Genomic DNA, 18,247 nt, shown 5'->3' on the forward strand with positions numbered 1-18,247 from the left:
CTGCGCCAGGATGCCCCCATGACCTCCGCGCCCCCCGACACCCGCGTCGACCCGCCCGACGTCGGCGACGAGGTCGCGCAGGTCAACGGCTTCCTCGACTACCTGCGCGGCACGGTGGTGCGCAAGGCGCACGGGCTGTCGGAGGTCGACGCCCGCCGCGCCGTGCTGCCCTCGCCGCTGATGACGGTCGCGGGCCTGCTCGGGCACCTGCGGTGGGTGGAGGCGCACTGGTTCGGCGTGGTGCTCGACGGCCAGCACGACCGCGCGCCCTGGGACCCGGCCGACCCGGACGCGGAGTTCCGCGTCCCGGACGGGGTCCCGCTGGCCCGGCTGGTCGAGGAGTACGAGGCGGAGTGCGCGCACAGCCGGGGGGTCGCGGCCGGGATGGCCTTCGACGACACCGGCACGTTCGAGGGCCGCACGGTCTCGCTGCGCTGGGTGCTGCTGCACATGGTCGAGGAGACCGGCAGGCACGCCGGGCACCTCGACGCCATCCGCGAGCTGCTGGACGGTGCGACGGGGGAGTGACCGGGGCCCGACAGCGGGGGGCGTGCACGTCCCGTGACCAACAACCGCGACGCCGCTCGGCGTGGCGGCTGGATACCGCGTCCCGCTATGCCTACCTTCCTTGATTAGTCCGGGGTTGACATAACTCCCGCTCTCTGGTTGACGCCGAGGGCCGGCCCCGGCAGGCACACCGCAGGGCATCCGATCAGGAAGGCGGCTCATGACGCCCCCGCACAACTACCTCGCCGTGATAAAGGTCGTCGGCATCGGTGGCGGCGGCGTGAACGCCGTCAACCGCATGATCGAGGTCGGTCTCAAGGGTGTCGAGTTCATCGCGGTGAACACCGACGCGCAGGCACTGCTCATGTCCGACGCCGACGTCAAGCTCGACATCGGCCGCGAGCTGACCCGCGGCCTCGGCGCGGGCGCCAACCCCGAGGTCGGGCACAAGGCCGCCGAGGACCACCGCGAGGAGATCGAGGAGGTCCTCAAGGGGGCCGACATGGTCTTCGTGACCGCGGGTGAGGGCGGCGGCACCGGCACCGGCGGCGCCCCCGTGGTCGCCTCGATCGCCCGCAAGCTCGGCGCGCTGACCATCGGCGTGGTCACCCGGCCGTTCGCCTTCGAGGGCAAGCGCCGGGCCAAGCAGGCCGAGGACGGCATCCAGGAGCTGCGCAACGAGTGCGACACGCTCATCGTGATCCCCAACGACCGGCTGCTCCAGCTCGGGGACGTGGGCGTGTCGCTGATGGACGCGTTCCGCTCCGCCGACGAGGTGCTGCTCTCCGGTGTCCAGGGCATCACCGACCTCATCACCACCCCCGGCCTGATCAACCTCGACTTCGCCGACGTCAAGTCGGTGATGTCCGGGGCGGGCTCGGCGCTGATGGGCATCGGCTCCGCGCGCGGCGAGGGCCGGGCGGTGCAGGCCGCCCAGAAGGCGATCAACTCGCCGCTGCTGGAGGCCTCGATGGACGGTGCGCACGGCGTGCTGCTGGCCATCGCGGGCGGCTCGGACCTCGGCCTGTTCGAGATCAACGAGTCGGCGTCGCTGGTGCAGGAGGCCGCGCACCCCGAGGCCAACATCATCTTCGGCACGGTGATCGACGACTCGCTCGGCGACGAGGTGCGGGTGACCGTGATCGCGGCGGGCTTCGACGCCGGGGCGCCGACGCACAAGAAGCTGGACCCGTCGGCCATCGGCTCCCGGTCGTCGTCGGTCACCGCCTCGGCGCAGGCGGACCCGACGCCGCCCCCGCAGCCGCCCGAGCCGGAGCCCGCCGCGCCGCAGGTGCCCCCGCAGAGCACCTACACCCCGCCGCCGACCAGCTACAGCTCCTCGGTGTCGGCCACCCCGCCGCCGAGCGCCGTGCCGCGGCCGCTGGCGGGCGGCACCGGCAGCCTGCCCAGCCGGGCCGTGCCGGTGACCGACGACCCGGACGACGAGGTGGACGTGCCGCCCTTCATGCGGCGCTAGTCCCACCCGGCCCCACCACCGCCTCGCAGGAGGCGGTCGGCGCGGCCTCGACGACGACAGGCGGGCACCCCCGACAAGGGGGTGCCCGCCTTTGTCGGTCTGCCCGGATAGGTTGGTCCTCGGCAGGTGTCGGGCTTCAGCCGTGGAGAGTGCACAGTGCGCGTACGACGGGTGGTCACCACGCGCGAGGGCGGGGTCTCGCGGGCCCCGTACGAGTCGTTCAACCTGGGCGACCACGTCGGGGACGACCCGGCGGCGGTCGCCGCCAACCGCGGGCGCCTGGCCCGCGAGCTCGGCCTGGGGGCCGACCGGCTGGTGTGGATGGAGCAGGTGCACGGCCGCACCGCGCAGGTCGTCGACGGGCCGGTGGACGGGCCGCTGGAGGCCACCGACGCCGTCGTCACCGCCGAGCCGGGCCTGGGGCTGGTGGTGCTGGTCGCGGACTGCGTGCCGGTGCTGCTGGCCGACCCGGAGGCGGGCGTGGTGGCCGCGGTGCACGCGGGCAGGGTCGGCGCCAGGGTCGGGGTCGTCCCCGCCGCGCTGGCGGCGATGGCGGAGGCGGGCGCGGACGTCCAGCGGGTCGAGGTGCTGCTCGGGCCCGCGGTGTGCGGCGACTGCTACGAGGTGCCGCAGGCGATGCAGACCGACGTGGAGAAGCACCTGCCGGGCAGCGCGTGCCGCACCCGCCGGGGCACGCCGGGGCTGGACCTGCGCGCCGGGCTGTGGCGCCAGCTCGCGGACGCGGGCGTGGCGAAGATCGGCATGGACCCGCGGTGCACCCGCGAGGAGCAGGCGCTGTTCAGCCACCGCAGGGACGGCACCACTGGGCGACTGGCCGCGGTCACCTGGGTGGACCCGTCATGACCGCTGGGCGCACCGAGCCGGGGTCCGGGCGCAGCGCGGAGGTCGCGGCCAACCTGGCCGAGGTCCGGGCGCGCATCGAGGCCGCCTGCGCCGCCGCGGGCCGCGACCCGGCCGGGGTGCGGCTGCTGGGGGTCAGCAAGACCTGGCCCGCCTCGGACGCGGTGGCCCTGGCGGAACTCGGCGTGCTCGACCTCGCCGAGAACCGGGAGCAGGAGGCCGGGCCCAAGGCCGCGCTGATCGGCGCGGAGCGGCCCGACCTGGCGATCCGCTGGCACATGGTGGGCCAGCTGCAGCGCAACAAGGCCCGCGCGGTGGCCCGGTGGGCGCACGAGGTGCAGTCCGTGGACTCGGTGCGCCTGGCGGAGGCGCTGCACCGCGCTGTGGGCAACGCCCAGGACGCCGGGGAGCGCGCCGACCCCCTGGACGTGCTCATCCAGGTGAGCCTGGACGACGACCCGGCGCGCGGCGGGTGCCCGGTCGACGGGATCGGGGAGCTGGCCGAGGTCATAACTCGTTCGAGTGGACTTCGGTTGCGCGGGATCATGGCCGTGGCACCGCTGGGGGGACGACCCGAGGCCGCGTTCGCGCGCCTGGCGTCGGCGGGAGAACGGCTGCGGGAGACATATCCCACTGCTTCCGAGCTCTCCTGCGGCATGAGTAACGATCTTGAGGCGGCGATCGAGTACGGGTCGACGTGCGTGCGTGTCGGAACCGCTCTGCTCGGGAGGCGCGGTCTAGCCTTCCGGTGAGTCAGGGGTTCGGGGAACTCTGGACCCCGGTGTGACGGTTGAGACTCGTGAGGCACGGGTAGGTCGTCCCGCACGAGGACAGTCGCCGGGGAAGTCGCGGAGGATGGCATGAGCACGCTGCAGAAGCTGAAGGCCTACTTCGGCATGGTCCCTGCCGACGAGTTCGACGACTACGACCTCGACGACTACGACCGGCGCGGGTACGGGCACCGGCCCGAGTACCTGGCCGACGACGAGTTCGACGACTACGGCTCCGGCCGCGCCCGCCGCGGTGGTCGCTACCGGGCCGAGGCCGACCTCGACGAGGACTACGAGCCCGCCGAGCGGCCCCGGGTCCGCCCGGCGCCGTGGGTGCCCACCCCGGTGCCCGTGGACACCGGCACCCGCGGCTCGCTGGCCGTGGACGCCCGGCGCGAGCCCCCCGCGCGCACCCGCCCCACCGAGCAGCCGGTGCCCTCCGGCTACCCGCTGGGCCGCGTGGTGACCCTGCACCCCACCAGCTACCTGGAGGCCAGGACGATCGGGGAGCACTACCGCGACGGCCGCCCGGTGATCATGAACCTGACCGAGATGGAGGACGGCGACGCCAAGCGCCTCGTCGACTTCGCCGCCGGTCTGGCCTTCGCCGTGCGCGGTTCGATGGACAAGGTCACCAGCAAGGTGTTCTTGATCTCACCGCCCAACGCCGACCCCACCGCGGAGGACAAGCGGCGGTTGGCCGAGGGCGGGTTCGCGGGCCGCGCCTGAGTGATGGCAGAGTTGACCCGTGGATGTTCTGCGCATCGCCCTCTTCTGGGTGTTCTTCACGTTGTGGCTGCTGCTCACCGCCCGCGTGGTGGTGGAGTTCGTCCGGATGTTCGCCCGGGACTGGCGGCCCGCCGGTGGGGTTGCGGTGACGCTGGAGACCATCTACACAGTGACAGACCCCCCGGTGCGCCTGGTCCGTCGGATCATCCCGACGGTCCGCATCGGGGGGGTTGGGCTGGACTTATCGATTATGGTGCTGCTGTTCGTCGTATACATTGCGATGCAACTGGCCTATCCCTGACGGGACTTGGGTGCAGCCCTGGAGCGCGTGAGGTGATCAGATGTCGTTGACCCCCGCTGACGTGCACAACGTCGCGTTCAGCAAGCCTCCTATCGGGAAGCGGGGCTACAACGAGGACGAGGTGGACGCTTTCCTCGACCTGGTCGAGGTGGAGCTGTCCCGCCTGATCGAGGAGAACAACGACCTGCGTGCCCAGGTCGAGCAGCTCGACGCGCAGCTGGAGTCGGCCCGCGCGGACCTCGACGACGCTCGTTCCGGCGCGGCCCCGGCCTCCCCCGTGCGGGCGGTCGAGGAGCCCCGGCGGCTCAACCCGGTGCCCCCGCCCAGCTCGCTGGAGCAGACCAGCCCCGGCGGCGGTGGCGACCACCACGTGCAGGCGGCCAAGGTGCTCGGCCTCGCGCAGGAGATGGCCGACCGGCTGACCGGCGAGGCCAAGGCCGAGGCGGACACCATGCTCTCGGAGGCGCGGACCAAGTCCGAGCAGCTGCTCTCCGAGGCCCGGTCGAAGTCCGACACCATGGTCAACGAGGCGCGCGGTCGCGCCGAGACCATGCTGAACGACGCCCGCACCCGGGCCGAGACGCTGGAGCGGCAGGCCCGCGAGAAGGCCACCTCGCTGGAGCGCGACGCCCAGCGCCAGCACACCGAGATCCTGGGCGCGGTGCAGGCCGAGCGCACCACCCTGGAGAAGAAGATCGACGAGCTGCGCACCTTCGAGCGCGAGTACCGCACCCGCCTCAAGACGTTCCTGGAGTCGAGCCTGCGCGAGCTGGGCGACCGCGGCTCGGCCGCGCCGACCTCCGAGGGCGCCCGGGCGGCGAGCGGGCAGCAGAGCGGCGGCTACTCCTTCGGCCCGCGCGCCGAGGCGGGCTGAGCCGGAGCGCGACCGGGCACGGCGCCCGCGGGTGGGCTGACCACCCGCGGGCCGCACGACCCGGTCCACGGGACGCACAGTGCTGATCATCGTGCTGCTGCTGGTCCTGGTGGCGTTCGGCCTGCTGGTCGCCGCGCTCACCACGGCCAACACCCTGTTCGCCTGGATCTCCGTCGCCGTCAGCGTGGCCGCCGCCGTGCTGCTGGTGGTCGACTGGGTGCAGACCCGTCGCCGCAAGCAGGGGGACGCGGACGCGGGCCCCGCTGCCGCCGACGACGAGCCGGACGAGGACGACACCCCGGACGAGGACGAGCCGGAACCGCCCGCGCAGGCCGCGGTCGACCCGCCGGGTGACGAGCCCGCCGAGGAGGCCACCGACGCCGCCGACCGGCTGGTGGTGTCCGAGCTGACGGCAGAGGTGCGGGTGCTCGACGAGCGCCCGCGCTACCACCTGGCGAAGTGCGCGTTCATCTCGGGCAGGCCGTCGCTGTCGCTGCCGGTCTCCGAGGCGCGCGACCTCGGGTTCACCCCCTGCGCGCTCTGCACGCCGGACGCGGTCCTGGCCGCCCGGCACCGCAAGGAGGCCAAGGGCGCCGCCGAGGGGGCGACCCCGGAGGCGGAGTGACCCCTGTGGATGGATTCCCCCGCGCGGCGCGAGCCGGGTCTAACCTGGCCCCGCTCGACCGCACCAGGGGGATCACCAGGGGGAACCATGTCCACGTCCGGCTCCACGCGACCGCGGCTCGGCGGTGATTGCCGCAGGCTGCTCGTGGCCGCCGCCGCGACCAACCTCGCCGACGGCATCGCGCTCGCCGCGGGCCCGCTGCTCGTCGCCTCGCTCACCGGCGACCCGCTGCTCATCGCGCTCGCGGTGTTCGCCCAGCAGCTGCCGTGGCTGCTGCTGTCGCTGATCAGCGGCGCCCTCGTCGACCGGCTCGACCGGCGGCGGCTGGTCGCCGCGGTCAACGCCGCCCGCGCGCTGGTGCTGGGCGCGCTGGCGGTGGCCACCGCCACCGGTCACGTGTCGCTGCCGGTCGTGTACGCGGCGTTCTTCCTGCTCGGCACGGCCGAGACGCTCGCGGACAACGCCTCGTCGGCGCTGCTGCCCTCGGTGGTGCCCACCGCCGACCTGCCGAGGGCCAACGCGCGGTTCACCGCCGTGCAGCTGGTGACCAACCACTTCGCGGGGCCGCCGGTGGGTGCCGCCGTCTTCGTCTTCGCCGCGGCGCTGCCGTTCGGGGTCAACGCGGCCACCTTCCTGATCGCGGCGCTGGTGGTGCTGGGGATGCGGCACCGCCCCGAGCGCGTCGAGCGGGAGCCCGGCCGGATCCGGCACGAGATCGCCGAGGGCGTGCGGTACCTGTGGGACCAGCGGCTGCTGCGGTTGTTCGCGGTGTGCCTGCTGTTCATGAACTTCACCCTGGGCGGGGTGCAGGCCATCCTCGTGCTCTACGCCGGGCAGCGGCTGGGGCTGTCGAGCATCGGCTTCGGCCTGCTCACCACGGTGATGGCGGTCGGCGGGCTGGTGGGCACGGTGATCGCGCCGCCCCTGGTGCGCGCGGTGGGGGAGAGCCCGCTGATGCGCGCGGGGTTGGTGGTCGAGACGGCCACCCACTTCGTGTTCGCCCTGAACGCGCAGGCCTGGGTGGCTGTTGTGACGCTGTTCGTGTTCGGGGTGCACGCCGTGGTGTGGGGCACGGTGATGGTCTCGGTGCGCCAGCGGGTCGTGCCCGACCGGTTGCGCGGCCGGGTCGGCAGCTCGTCGATGCTGCTGACCATCGGGGGGACGGCGCTGGGCTCGCTGTCGGGCGGGCTGCTGGTCAAGGTCTTCGGGCTCGGGGCACCGTTCTGGTTCGCGGGCGGGGCGATGGTCGTGGTGGCGCTCGTCGCGTGGCGGGGGTTCGCGCCGCGGGCGTTCGCCGGGGAGGCGGCCGGGAACGCGGTTGCGGGAAGTGGGTATCCTGGGAGCACAGACATCGATCCGGCCATCACCGGGGAGTCTCCGGAAGAACGGGCGCGCGGGTCGGGCAGACCCCGGGCCCCAGTAGAACCGGACGGGTCAGGCCCGTGACAGCCTGGCAACGAGTGGCCACCGGGCACCCGGTGGCAAGCGGGGTGGTACCGCGGCGCGGACCGGCACGAGGCCGGTGCGGGTCGTCCCCGTGCGGGCCCGACGATCCGTACGAGGAGCACCAGCCATGGGCTACCCCAGGGCGAGCACCACCGGCGCCGCCGAGGTGCCGTCGCAGCCGTCCTTCCCCCAGCTCGAGACCGCCGTCCTGGACCACTGGTCGGCCGACCGCACGTTCCAGGCCTCTGTGGACGGGCGCCCGGCGGGCGACGGCGGCGGCAACGAGTTCGTCTTCTACGACGGCCCGCCGTTCGCCAACGGCCTGCCGCACTACGGCCACCTGCTGACCGGCTACGTCAAGGACGTGGTGCCGCGCTTCCAGACCATGCGCGGCAAGCACGTCGAGCGCCGCTTCGGCTGGGACACCCACGGCCTGCCCGCGGAGGTGGAGGCGGAGAAGCAGCTGGGCTTCTCGTCGAAGTCGGAGATCGAGGCCTTCGGCATCGAGAAGTTCAACGACGCGTGCCGCACCTCGGTGCTGCGCTACGCCGACGCCTGGCGGGCCTACGTCACCCGGCAGGCGCGCTGGGTGGACTTCGACAACGACTACAAGACCCTCGACCTCGACTACATGGAAAGCGTCATGTGGGCGTTCAAGTCCTTGTACGACAAGGGCTTGGTGTACGAGGGCTTCCGGGTGCTCTGGTACTGCTGGCGGTGCGAGACCCCGCTGTCGAACACCGAGACGAAGATGGACGACGCCTACCGCGACCGGCAGGACCCGGCGGTCACGGTGGGCCTGCGGCTGACCGCGCCCGGCACCGACCTCGACGGCGCGCAGGCCCTGGTGTGGACGACGACGCCGTGGACCCTGCCGTCGAACCTGGCGGCCGCGGTCAACCCCGAGGTCGACTACGTCGTGGTGCGCTCCGGTGACACCAAGTACCTGCTGGCCGAGGCGCGGGTGGCGGCGTACGCGCGCGAGCTGGGCGAGGACCTTCCGGTGCTGGCCCGCTACACCGGCGCGCAGCTGGTCGGGACCAGGTACCAGCCGCCGTTCGACTTCTTCGTCGGCCGGGAGAACGCCCACCAGGTGCTCGCCGCCGACTACGTCACCACCGAGGACGGCACCGGTGTCGTGCACATCGCGCCCGCCTTCGGCGAGGACGACAAGGCCGTCACCGATGCCGCGGGCATCGAGGTCGTCGTGCCGGTGGACAGCCACGGCCGGTTCACCGCGGAGGTGCCGCCGTACCAGGGCGAGCACGTCTTCGACGCGAACAAGCAGATCATCCGCGACCTCAAGGCCGCGGGGCTGCTGGTGCGCCACGAGACCTACGACCACCCGTACCCGCACTGCTGGCGCTGCGACAACGCGCTGATCCAGCGGGCGCTGTCGTCGTGGTTCGTCGCGGTGACCACGTTCAAGGACCGGATGGTCGAGCTCAACCAGCAGATCAACTGGGTGCCCGGGCACATCAAGGACGGCCAGTTCGGCAAGTGGCTGGAGAACGCCAGGGACTGGAACATCTCCCGCAACCGGTTCTGGGGCAGCCCGATCCCGGTGTGGGTCTCCGACGACCCCGAGCACCCGAGGGTGGACGTCTACGGGTCGCTGGACGAGCTGGAGCGCGACTTCGGCACCCGGCCCACCGACCTGCACCGCCCGGCCATCGACGAGCTGACCCGGCCCAACCCGGACGACCCCACCGGGCGCTCGACCATGCGCCGGGTGCCCGAGGTGCTGGACTGCTGGTTCGAGTCCGGGTCGATGTCGTTCGCCCAGGTGCACTACCCGTTCGAGAACCGGCAGTGGTTCGAGGACCACTACCCCGGCGACTTCATCGTCGAGTACAACGGGCAGACCCGCGGCTGGTTCTACACGCTGCACGTGCTGGCGACGGCGCTGTTCGACCGCCCCGCCTTCACCAACTGCGTGGCGCACGGCATCGTGCTGGGCGACGACGGGCAGAAGATGTCCAAGTCGCGCAAGAACTACCCGGACGTCAACGAGGTCTTCGACCGCGACGGCTCGGACGCGATGCGCTGGTTCCTCATGGCCAGCCCGATCCTGCGCGGCGGCGACCTGGTCGTCACCGAGCGGGGCATCCGCGACGCCGTGCGCCAGGCCGTGCTGCCGCTGTGGAACAGCTACTACTTCCTCGCCCTCTACGCCAACGCCGCGGGCAAGGAGGGCACGTGGCGCACCGACAGCGCGCACGTGCTCGACCGCTACGCGCTGGCCAAGACCCGGCAGCTGGTCGAGTCGGTGACGACCGCGCTGGAGACCTACGACATCTCCGGTGCCTGCCAGTCGGTCCGCGAGTACCTGGAGGTGCTCACCAACTGGTACGTGCGGCGCTCGCGCGACCGGTTCTGGGCCGGGGACAGCGACGCGGTCGACACCCTGCACACCGTGCTGGAGGTCGTCTCGCGGGTGGCGGCCCCGCTGCTGCCGCTGACCACCGAGGAGGTGTGGCGCGGGCTGACCGGTGAGCGCTCGGTGCACCTGGCCGACTGGCCCGCCGCCGAGGAGCTGCCCGCCGACGACGCCCTGGTCGCGGGCATGGACCGGGTGCGGCAGGTGTGCTCGGCCGCGCTGGCCCTGCGCAAGGCGAACAAGCTGCGGGTGCGCCTGCCGCTGGCGTCGCTGCTGGTGGCGGCGGAGGACGCCGACGTGCTGGCCCCGTTCGTGGACCTGATCCGCGACGAGGTCAACGTCAAGCGGGTCGAGCTGACCGCGGACGTGGCCGCGCACGGCCGCTTCGAGCTGGCGGTCAACGCCCGCGCCTGCGGGCCGCGGCTGGGCAAGGACGTGCAGCGGGTCATCAAGGCGGTCAAGGCGGGCGAGTGGTCCACCGCGGAGTCCGGCGCGGTCGTGGCGGCGGGCATCGAGCTGCTGGACAACGAGTACGAGCGCAAGCTGGTGGCCGTCGACGCCGGTGCCACCGCGGAGCTGCCGGGCAGCTCCGGGCTGGTCGTGCTCGACACCGAGGTGACGCCGGAGCTGGCGGCGGAGGGCGTGGCGCGCGACCTGATCCGGGTCGTGCAGCAGGCCCGCCGCGACGCCGGGCTGGACGTCTCCGACCGGATCTCGCTGGTGGTGCAGGCGCCCGAGGACGTCGCCGCCGCCGCGCGGGCGCACGAGCAGTTCATCGCCGGGGAGACGCTGGCGGACTCGGTGTCGCACGGCCCGGTCGACGGCGGCTCGGAGGGCACCGTCGGCGACGGGCTCACCGTGGCCGTGGCGGTGGCCAAGGTGTAAGCCCCGGCCTGAGTATTTGATCATTGGCTGTGTGGCCCCGCGGAGGGATCCGCGGGGCCACACCATTTTTCCGTGGTGCCGTCGGGGTGGTTGTGGGGATGTTCCGCGCATCCCATGGTTTTTGTCGGTGGGTGCCGGCAAGCTGGGGACCAGCACGGATGACGTGCTTCGGGGGACTGGGGATTTCACACACTGGGGGGCAGGCGTGTCCAGAGCGCGCAAAACGTGGACTGTGGTGGTGATGGCGGGTGCCGTCGTCTTCACCGTGATGTTGTCGTACTTGGTGTTGTTGCCGAACGCGTCGAACCCGGCGGTCGAGCCGCAGGCGCAGGCCGTTTTGCTGTCGGCGCCGGAGACGGCGGAGGCGTTCCTGGACGCCGTGCACCTCGGGGACTTCACCCGGGCCGCGGCCCTGACCGACGACCCGGCGGGCGCGGCGAAGGTGCTGGGCGAGAGCACGGCGGGGATGGCGGCGCGCGGGGTGGCCTTCGTGCTCGACGCCACCGCGCCTGCGCCGGACGCCGTCGAGGCGCAGCAGCGGTGGACGACGACGTGGGCGCTCGGGTCCGGGCAGAGCTGGAGCTACCCCAACGCCATGGCGTTGGTCCGCAACGGGGGCACCTGGGTCATCAGGTGGTCACCGGCGATCGTGCACCCGCAGTTGGCGCCGGGGCTCAGGCTGGGTTACCGGCAGACCCAACCCGGGTCGGTGGCGGTGCAGGACAGCGCGGGAAGGCCGATGTTCGCGTGGTCGGGCACCGCGCTCGTCCCGGTGAGCGAGGTCCCGCTGGACTCGGCGATCACCACGGCGATCGAGGCGGGCGCGCGGCCGGTGTCGGCGGGCACCGGGCAGGTCGTGCTGGTCGACGCGGGCGGCGCGGACGTGGCGTCGCTGTTCGGGACGCCGCCCCAGCACCCCGGACCCGCCACGGCGTCGATCGACCTGGACGTGCAGCGCGCCGCCAACGCCGCTGTCGCCGGGGCGCAGAAGCCGACGCTGCTGGTGGCCATCCGGCCCTCGACCGGGGGCATCCTGGCGGCGGTGGGTGGCGGTTCCGCCACCGCGCAGACGGCGTTCAACGGGCTCTACCCGCCCGGGTCGACGTTCAAGGTCGTCACCGCGAACGCCGTCCTGGGCGCTGGGCGGGCGACGCCGGGCAGCACCGTGCCCTGCCCCGGTGTGGTGACCGTGGGGACGCGGACGATCCGCAACGCGGGGTTCCAGCTGGGCGAGGTGCCGCTGCGGACGGCGTTCGCCCAGTCCTGCAACACCACCTTCGCCGCGCTGGCGGGTGACCTGCCGCCGTCCGCGCTGACCCGCTCGGCGGGGGAGTTCGGCTTGGCCGCGGACTTCGACGTGCCCGGCCTGCGCACCCAGACGGGGCGGGTCACCTCGGCGGACAGCCCGGAGGAGCAGGCGGAGAACAGCATCGGGCAGGGCACCGTGCAGGTGAGCCCGTTCGGCTTGGCACTCATGTCGGCCACCGTGGCCCGGGGTTCAGCGGTGACCCCGTTCGTCGTCGACGGCGTGCCGACGGAGGTGGACCAGGGCTACCAGGGGCCGAGCGCGGCGAACGTGCAGGCGCTGCGGTCGATGATGCGGGAGGTCGTGACCTCCGGGCGGGCCACCGCGCTCACCAGGTACGGCGCGTCGGGCAAGACCGGGACGGCCCAGTACGGCGACGGGTCCACCGCGCACGGCTGGTTCACCGGGTACCGCAAGGACGTGGCCTTCGCCGTGCTGGTCGAGGGAGCGGGGTCGGCCACGCCCGCGGTGGACGTGTCCGGTCGGTTCCTGGCCGGGTTGGGCTGAGGGCCCGGATCAGGCCCAGCGGCGGGAGGCGTAGACGACGATGTTGTCCACATAGGACCGGGTGGTGCGGTCGAAGTCGCCGCCGCAGGTGATCAGGCGCAGGGCCGCGCCCGGGGTGGGGCCGTAGACGTCGTCGGTGGGGAAGGCGCTCTTGGGGTAGCGCCGCACCTCGTCGACGGTGAAGGTGACGGTCGTGCCGTCGGAGCGGCGCACCACCACCGCGTCGCCGGGGCGCAGGTCGCGCAGTCGGTAGAACACCGCGGGGCCGCGGTGGGAGTCGACGTGGCCCGCCAGGACGGCGGGGCCGGGGTCGCCGGGGGTGGGGCCGTCGGCGTACCAGCCGACGCGGGCGAAGTCGGTCGGCGGGAGGAGCTGGCCCGCGCCGCCCAGGTGCAGCGGGACCAGCTCCCCCTCCGCGACGCCGATGGTGGGGACGTCGAGGCCGGTCGGCACCACCCGCGGGGGCATCACGGGTGGCGCGGTGACCGGTGTGGTGGCGGGCGGTGCGGTGCCGGGTCCGCCCGCGGTGGACCCGGACGGGTCGGGTGCCGCGCACCCGGCCAGCAGCACCAGCAGCGCCAGCCACCGGGCCGTCACGCGCGGTGGGCCCGGAACCGGGTGGCGCCCACCGCGACCACCGCCGCGCACAGCAGCAGCGGCACCCACACGGGCAGGCCGCCGGCGGCGCCACCGCCGCCGGTCTCCACGCCCAGCAGGGGCTTGACCCCCGGGCCCGCCGCGTCGACCAGCGGGGTGGCCTTGAGCTGCCCGTCGACCTCGGTGACCAGCAGCGTCGTCTTGGACCCGGCCGCGACGTCCACGGTGGCGGGGCTCTGGGCGGCGGTGCCGCGCAGCAGCAGCTGGTGCGCGCCGGGCGGCAGGTCCTGGTACGGGGTCGTGACGCCGTAGGCGGCGGTGTCGGCGAGCGGCCGGTGCCCGGTGACGTCGACGCTCACCGGCGCCTGCGCGGCGGCGCCCTGCACCACGCGGACTCGACCGGTGCCCTGCGCGGGCGGGCGCTGGTCGTCGACGACGAGGTCGCCGCGCAGGGTGCCGCCGGAGCCGGTGGCGAACACCAGCAGCGAGTAGGTGGTGCCGCCGGTGATGTCGACGGTGGCGCTGAGCGCGGGCGGGGTGGTCGGCGCCGCGTCCGCCGGGCGCATGGCCACGGTGTAGGCGCCGGGGGCCAGCGACGAGTACGGGGTCACCGCGCCGTACCCGGCCTTGCGCACGACGACCTGCTCCGGCTGCCCGAACTCCGACAGGTAGATGTCGACCGGGGGGACCTCGGGCGACAGGTGGCCCAGGCGCACCCACCCGATGCCCGCCCCGGGGGCCGCGGTGGCGCTGGGCACCGGGAGCGCGGTGCTCAGCAGCAGGAGTGACGCGGTCGCGACCACGCGGCGCAGCACGCCCATCTTCGTGGTTGTCCTCTCTGGGTCAGGGGTTGTCGAACGGGGTGAGCAGCCCGGCGGGGGCTCCCGGCGGGTAGCGCACCAGGACGCCGTCGGGCGTCGTGGTCACCGACAGCGGGCGGTAGACGCCGCGCTGGCCGGAGAAGTAGAGGGCGATCTGGTCGGCCTGCTCGCCCGCGGCGGTCACGAGCAGCTGGCGGCGCGGCTGCCCGGCGGCGTCCTCGCCCGCGACCTCGGGCAGGGCGGCGACCCGCACGGGTCGCGACGAGGCCAGCGCGGCCAGGGTGGTCAGCAGCCGGGGGTCGGCGCGGCCGTCGCGCAGCAGGGCCGCCACCTCCGGGCGGGCGGCCACCCGCCGCGACCCGGCCAGGGCGTACCCGGCGCGGGTGCGCGCCTGGGCCTCCTCGGCGTCCGCGTCGGCGTCGTGGGCGGCGCTGGGCCGGGCGATGGTGACCCGCTCGGCGCCGGTGCCGAAGGCGGCCACCACCTCACCGGCGGGGAAGCCCCGGTCCAGCCCGGGGGTGCGCAGCAGCCAGGCGCCCTCCGGCGCGGTCGCGTCCGGGCACGTCGCCGCCCGCACCGCCAGCGCCGGGTCGCGGCCCGAGCGCAGCAGCTCGACCCAGGCGTCCTCCTCGGCCACCACCGGCGTCGAGGGCAGGTTGTCGCGCAGCCAGCGCGTCGCCGCGGCGAGCGGGCCGGGGTCGCCGCGGCGCTCGGCCACGGCGTCGAGCGCCCCGGGCCAGACCACCAGCGCCGCCGCGGTCGCGCACACCGCGGCGAGGACGGCGGGGGCGAACAGCACCCGGGTCCGGGTGTGCCTGCCGACCCGGAACCGGCGCGACAGCGCGCGCTCGGCGCCCCCGGCCACCAGCAGGACGCCCGGGGCGGCGGCGACGGCGAGCGCCCCGGACCCCGGCCCGCCCGGGATGGTCGACACCGCGAGCAGCCCGAGGACGCCGACCGCCAGCGGGCGCAGCCGGTGGGAGAGCAGGCCGCCGAGGGCCGCGGCCACCACCGCCACGGCCAGCACCGGGTCGGCGGCGAACCACTCGGCGGGGGTGCGGCCCTCGCCCGCCAGGTGCAGGCCGCTGAGCGCGGCCGAGGCGCCCAGGCCGATGCCGGTGCCCAGGGCGAAGGCGGTGCCGAGGATGAGCGCGAGCCGCTGCCTGCCGCGCCGGTGCACCAGCCAGAAGCCGGTGGCGGCCAGCAGCAGGGTGATCGGGGCGGTGATCACGGCGACGACCAGCAGCACGGTGGCCCACACGTCCGGGGCGAGGCCGCGGTGGCGGTGGTGGGTCCACAGCAGCACCAACCCGCCCAGCGCCCACGGCACCGCGAGGTTCTCCGCGCGCACCGCCAACTGCCCGCTCACCGCGGCGGGGGACAGGGCGAGCACCAGCACCGCCGCGGCGGCCGTCCAGTGGCTCAGCCCGATGCGCCTGGCCAGCAGCCACACCAGCACGGCGGTGACGGCGGCGGCGACCACCACGGCCTCGCGGGCGGCGGCCAGCGCGGTGCCGTGCCGGGTGAAGGCGTCGGTGATCGAGGCGTAGGAACCTGCCTGCAACCAGGCCAGCGGGGAGCCGCCCGCGCCGTCGAGCAGCAGGTCGAACCGGGCCACGGCGAAGACCTGCGCCACGTGCAGGCCCTCCCCGGCCTGGGCGGGGGAGGCGGTGGCGGCGAACCGGACGGCGGCGGCGAGCAGCGCCAGCGCGCCGCCCGCGGCGACCACCAGCAGCCTGCGGTCGGTGGCCCGGTCGCGCTCGTCGGCGCTCCAGCGCCAGGTGCGCAGCGCGAGCCGCGCGGCGGAGCGGTCGCTCCAGCGGTGTGAGGTCATGGCAGCGCCCGCTCGGCGAGCCCGGCCGGGGGCCGGGGGCGAGCCGGAAACCTCCTTCGCGGGGAAGGCTGGGAAGTCGGGGGTCGTCATGCTAGACCGGCGCCACGCAATTGCGAAGTGCAACTTCACGTGCAGATGCGCACGTCAAACGGGTGCTCGCCCGGTCTCCGCTGGGCCGTTCGGGTGGTCGGTTGCGGCGTTCGGGCGGTGCCCGGTGGGCGCTGGTGCTCAGCGTGCCGGTGATCGGCAGGTGGAGGGGGCGGCGTCGCGGGTCCGAACACGATCGGGTGAAGTCGAGGGTGCCGCTCCCGGGGTGCCGCCGAACAGGTCAACTTCGTACCCCGTCCGCCGCAACGCCCGCGCGGCTACCGTTCCGGTGGACGGGAGGGGGTGGGCGTGCGGTTCGCGATCAGGGTGCGGCCGGGTGCGCGGCGCACGGCGGTCGGCGGTGCCCGCGCGGGTGCGCTGCTGGTGTCCGTGGCCGCGCCCGCGGTGGAGGGCAAGGCGAACGAGGCCGTCCGTGCGGCGGTCGCGGACGCCTTCGGCGTGCGCCGCCGCGACGTGGTGATCACCGCGGGGGAGCGGTCGCGGGACAAGGTCGTCGCCATCGATCCGGAGCCCCCCGGCGCGCGGGCGGTGCTGGAACGGCTGCTCGCGGGCGGCGACGCCGGGGGGTCGTCCGGGCGGTGACGGTCGCCTCACCCGACCTGCGCGATTGCGACGTTTCGCCCCCGGTCGGGGAGAATGGTGGGCACAACCAACTTTCCCGCGCCCGGAGGTGATGGGTGGACGACCTGACGGTGGCGCTGGGCACCGGGGCGGCCGTGCTGCTGGTCGCGGTGCTCGCGGTGCGGTTCTCGGTCCGCCTCGGACTGCCGTCGCTGCTGCTGTACCTGGGGATCGGCGTGCTGCTCGGCGAGGCGGGGCTGGGCATCCAGTTCTCCGACGCCACCCTCACCGAGGCGCTCGGGCTCGCCGCCCTGGTCATGATCCTCACCGAGGGCGGGCTCACGACCCGCTGGGCCGAGGTCCGGCCCGCGCTCTGGCCGGGCGTCGCACTGTCCACAGTGGCCGTCGGCATCTCCATCGGGGTCACCGGCCTCGGCCTGCACCTGGTGCTCGGCTTCGACTGGCGGCTGGCCCTGCTCTGGGGCGCGGTGCTCGCCTCCACCGACGCCGCCGCGGTGTTCAGCGTGCTGCGCAACCTCTCGGTCACCCGCAGGCTGGTCGGCTCGCTGGAGCTGGAGTCGGGCCTCAACGACGCGCCCAGCTACATCGCCGTGGTGGTGCTGGCCTCCACCGACCCGGTCAGCTGGTCGCTGCCCGGCCTGCTGGTCTACGAACTGCTGGCGGGCCTGGCCATCGGCGTCGGCCTGGGCTGGCTGGGCGCCCAGGCGCTGCGCCGCGCTGCCCTGCCCGCCACCGGCCTCTACCCGCTGGCCACCGTCGCGGTGTGCGTGCTCGCCTTCGCCTGCGGGCAGGGCGCGCACGCCTCCGGCCTGCTCGCCGCCTACGTCGCGGGCCTGGTGCTGGGCAACTCCAAGCTGCCGCACCGCGCCGACACCGTCTCCTTCGCCGAGGGGCTGGGCTGGTTGGCCCAGATCGGCCTCTTCGTCCTCTTGGGACTGTTCGCCTCGCCGTCGCGGTTGCTGGAGGCGGTGATCCCCGGCCTGGTGGCGGGCGCCCTGCTGCTCTTGCTGGCCCGGCCGCTGTCGGTGCTGGTGTCGGTGGCGCCGTTCCGCATGCCGTGGCGGGAGCAGGCGTTCCTGTCCTGGGCGGGGTTGCGCGGCGCCGTGCCCATCGTGCTGGCCATGATCCCGCTGTCGGAGGGCGTGCCGGGCGCCCAGCAGCTCGTCGACGCGGTGTTCGTCCTGGTGGTCGTGCTGACCCTGGTGCAGGGCACCACGCTGGGCCTGCTGGCCAGGGTGCTGGGGCTCGACTCCGGCGCCCAGCCCAAGGAGGTCGACGTCGACGTCGCCACCCTCGACGAGCTCAACGCCGAACTGCTCCAGGTCACCATCCCGGAGGGCTCCAAGCTGCACGGCGTCTACCTGACCGAGCTGCGCCTGCCCCCGGGGGCCACGGTCAGCCTGGTGGCCCGCGGCGGCGGCGCCTTCACCCCCGTGCCCACCACCCGGTTGCAAGAGCACGACCAAGTGCTCGTGGTGACCACGCAGGACGCGCGCGCCGCCACGGAGAAGCGCATCCGCGCGGTCGACCGGGCGGGCCGCTTCGCCAAGTGGCGCGGGGAGACCGGCGCGGGCTGAGCGGGTGTGGGCCGCGTCGCAGGTGTCCCAGACGGTGGGCGCGGGGTTTGCGGCGCCCGC

Annotated in this window: 16 protein-coding genes; 13 read left to right on the forward strand and 3 right to left on the reverse strand. The window is 74.2% G+C overall.

The genetic code is table 11. The features are described from left to right. Nucleotides 1-18: 18 nt before the first annotated feature. The 11 genes from BJP25_RS04965 (at nt 19) to BJP25_RS05015 (ending at nt 12,668) form a co-directional block, all read left to right on the forward strand. Nucleotides 19-528 (forward strand): DinB family protein, encoded by a 510-nt coding sequence (locus tag BJP25_RS04965; RefSeq protein ID WP_075973578.1) that lies wholly within the window; start codon nt 19-21, stop codon nt 526-528. A 199-nt stretch (nt 529-727) separates the two neighbouring features. Next, nucleotides 728-1,984, forward strand: coding sequence for a cell division protein FtsZ (gene ftsZ / locus BJP25_RS04970; RefSeq protein WP_075973579.1), 1,257 nt, complete (start codon nt 728-730; stop codon nt 1,982-1,984). A gap of 156 nt (nt 1,985-2,140) precedes the next feature. Further along, nucleotides 2,141-2,848 (forward strand): peptidoglycan editing factor PgeF, encoded by a 708-nt coding sequence (gene pgeF, locus BJP25_RS04975; protein WP_075973580.1) that lies wholly within the window; start codon nt 2,141-2,143, stop codon nt 2,846-2,848. Further along, nucleotides 2,845-3,597, forward strand: a complete 753-nt coding sequence (locus tag BJP25_RS04980; RefSeq protein WP_075973581.1) for a YggS family pyridoxal phosphate-dependent enzyme — start codon at nt 2,845-2,847, stop codon at nt 3,595-3,597. Before pgeF ends, BJP25_RS04980 begins: the two co-directional genes overlap by 4 nt. A gap of 108 nt (nt 3,598-3,705) precedes the next feature. Beyond that, nucleotides 3,706-4,344 carry a cell division protein SepF gene (locus tag BJP25_RS04985; RefSeq protein ID WP_075973582.1) on the forward strand — a complete coding sequence of 213 codons (639 nt, stop codon included), beginning with the start codon at nt 3,706-3,708 and terminating at the stop codon, nt 4,342-4,344. Between the two features lie 19 nt (nt 4,345-4,363). Further along, nucleotides 4,364-4,645 (forward strand): YggT family protein, encoded by a 282-nt coding sequence (locus BJP25_RS04990; RefSeq protein WP_143218881.1) that lies wholly within the window; start codon nt 4,364-4,366, stop codon nt 4,643-4,645. A 40-nt stretch (nt 4,646-4,685) separates the two neighbouring features. Beyond that, nucleotides 4,686-5,519: a DivIVA-like cell division protein Wag31 gene (gene wag31 / locus BJP25_RS04995; protein ID WP_075973583.1), complete on the forward strand. Its 834-nt coding sequence runs from the start codon at nt 4,686-4,688 to the stop codon at nt 5,517-5,519. A 79-nt stretch (nt 5,520-5,598) separates the two neighbouring features. Then, nucleotides 5,599-6,144 carry a hypothetical protein gene (locus tag BJP25_RS05000; RefSeq protein WP_075973584.1) on the forward strand — a complete coding sequence of 182 codons (546 nt, stop codon included), beginning with the start codon at nt 5,599-5,601 and terminating at the stop codon, nt 6,142-6,144. A gap of 87 nt (nt 6,145-6,231) precedes the next feature. After that, nucleotides 6,232-7,590, forward strand: coding sequence for an MFS transporter (locus BJP25_RS05005; protein ID WP_075973585.1), 1,359 nt, complete (start codon nt 6,232-6,234; stop codon nt 7,588-7,590). A gap of 127 nt (nt 7,591-7,717) precedes the next feature. After that, complete coding sequence (ileS, locus tag BJP25_RS05010; RefSeq protein WP_075973586.1) at nt 7,718-10,855, forward strand: isoleucine--tRNA ligase; 3,138 nt, start codon at nt 7,718-7,720, stop codon at nt 10,853-10,855. Nucleotides 10,856-11,096: 241 nt separating this feature from the next. Next, nucleotides 11,097-12,668, forward strand: coding sequence for a penicillin-binding transpeptidase domain-containing protein (locus tag BJP25_RS05015; protein WP_143218882.1), 1,572 nt, complete (start codon nt 11,097-11,099; stop codon nt 12,666-12,668). Between the two features lie 9 nt (nt 12,669-12,677). Here BJP25_RS05015 and BJP25_RS05020 read toward each other — a convergent pair whose 3' ends face one another. From BJP25_RS05020 to BJP25_RS05030, 3 genes are read right to left on the reverse strand one after another with little or no spacing between them, the layout of a single operon-like run. After that, nucleotides 12,678-13,265 carry a class F sortase gene (locus BJP25_RS05020; RefSeq protein ID WP_075973587.1) on the reverse strand — a complete coding sequence of 196 codons (588 nt, stop codon included), beginning with the start codon at nt 13,263-13,265 and terminating at the stop codon, nt 12,678-12,680. Further along, nucleotides 13,262-14,086 carry a DUF4397 domain-containing protein gene (locus BJP25_RS05025; RefSeq protein WP_075973588.1) on the reverse strand — a complete coding sequence of 275 codons (825 nt, stop codon included), beginning with the start codon at nt 14,084-14,086 and terminating at the stop codon, nt 13,262-13,264. The genes BJP25_RS05020 and BJP25_RS05025 overlap by 4 nt, the downstream gene beginning before the upstream one ends. A gap of 22 nt (nt 14,087-14,108) precedes the next feature. Further along, nucleotides 14,109-15,920 (reverse strand): hypothetical protein, encoded by a 1,812-nt coding sequence (locus BJP25_RS05030; RefSeq protein WP_075973589.1) that lies wholly within the window; start codon nt 15,918-15,920, stop codon nt 14,109-14,111. Between the two features lie 390 nt (nt 15,921-16,310). On the opposite strand from BJP25_RS05030, the gene BJP25_RS05035 reads away from it, so the two are divergent. Both BJP25_RS05035 and BJP25_RS05040 read left to right on the forward strand, forming a co-directional pair. Further along, nucleotides 16,311-16,610: a DUF167 domain-containing protein gene (locus BJP25_RS05035; RefSeq protein WP_075973590.1), complete on the forward strand. Its 300-nt coding sequence runs from the start codon at nt 16,311-16,313 to the stop codon at nt 16,608-16,610. Nucleotides 16,611-16,705: 95 nt separating this feature from the next. Continuing rightward, on the forward strand, nt 16,706-18,187 hold the full coding sequence (locus tag BJP25_RS05040; RefSeq protein WP_075973591.1) for a potassium/proton antiporter: 1,482 nt from the start codon (nt 16,706-16,708) through the stop codon (nt 18,185-18,187). The last annotated feature ends 60 nt before the right edge of the window (nt 18,188-18,247 follow it).

The organism is Actinokineospora bangkokensis (assembly GCF_001940455.1).
Taxonomy (GTDB): Bacteria; Actinomycetota; Actinomycetes; order Mycobacteriales; family Pseudonocardiaceae; genus Actinokineospora; species Actinokineospora bangkokensis.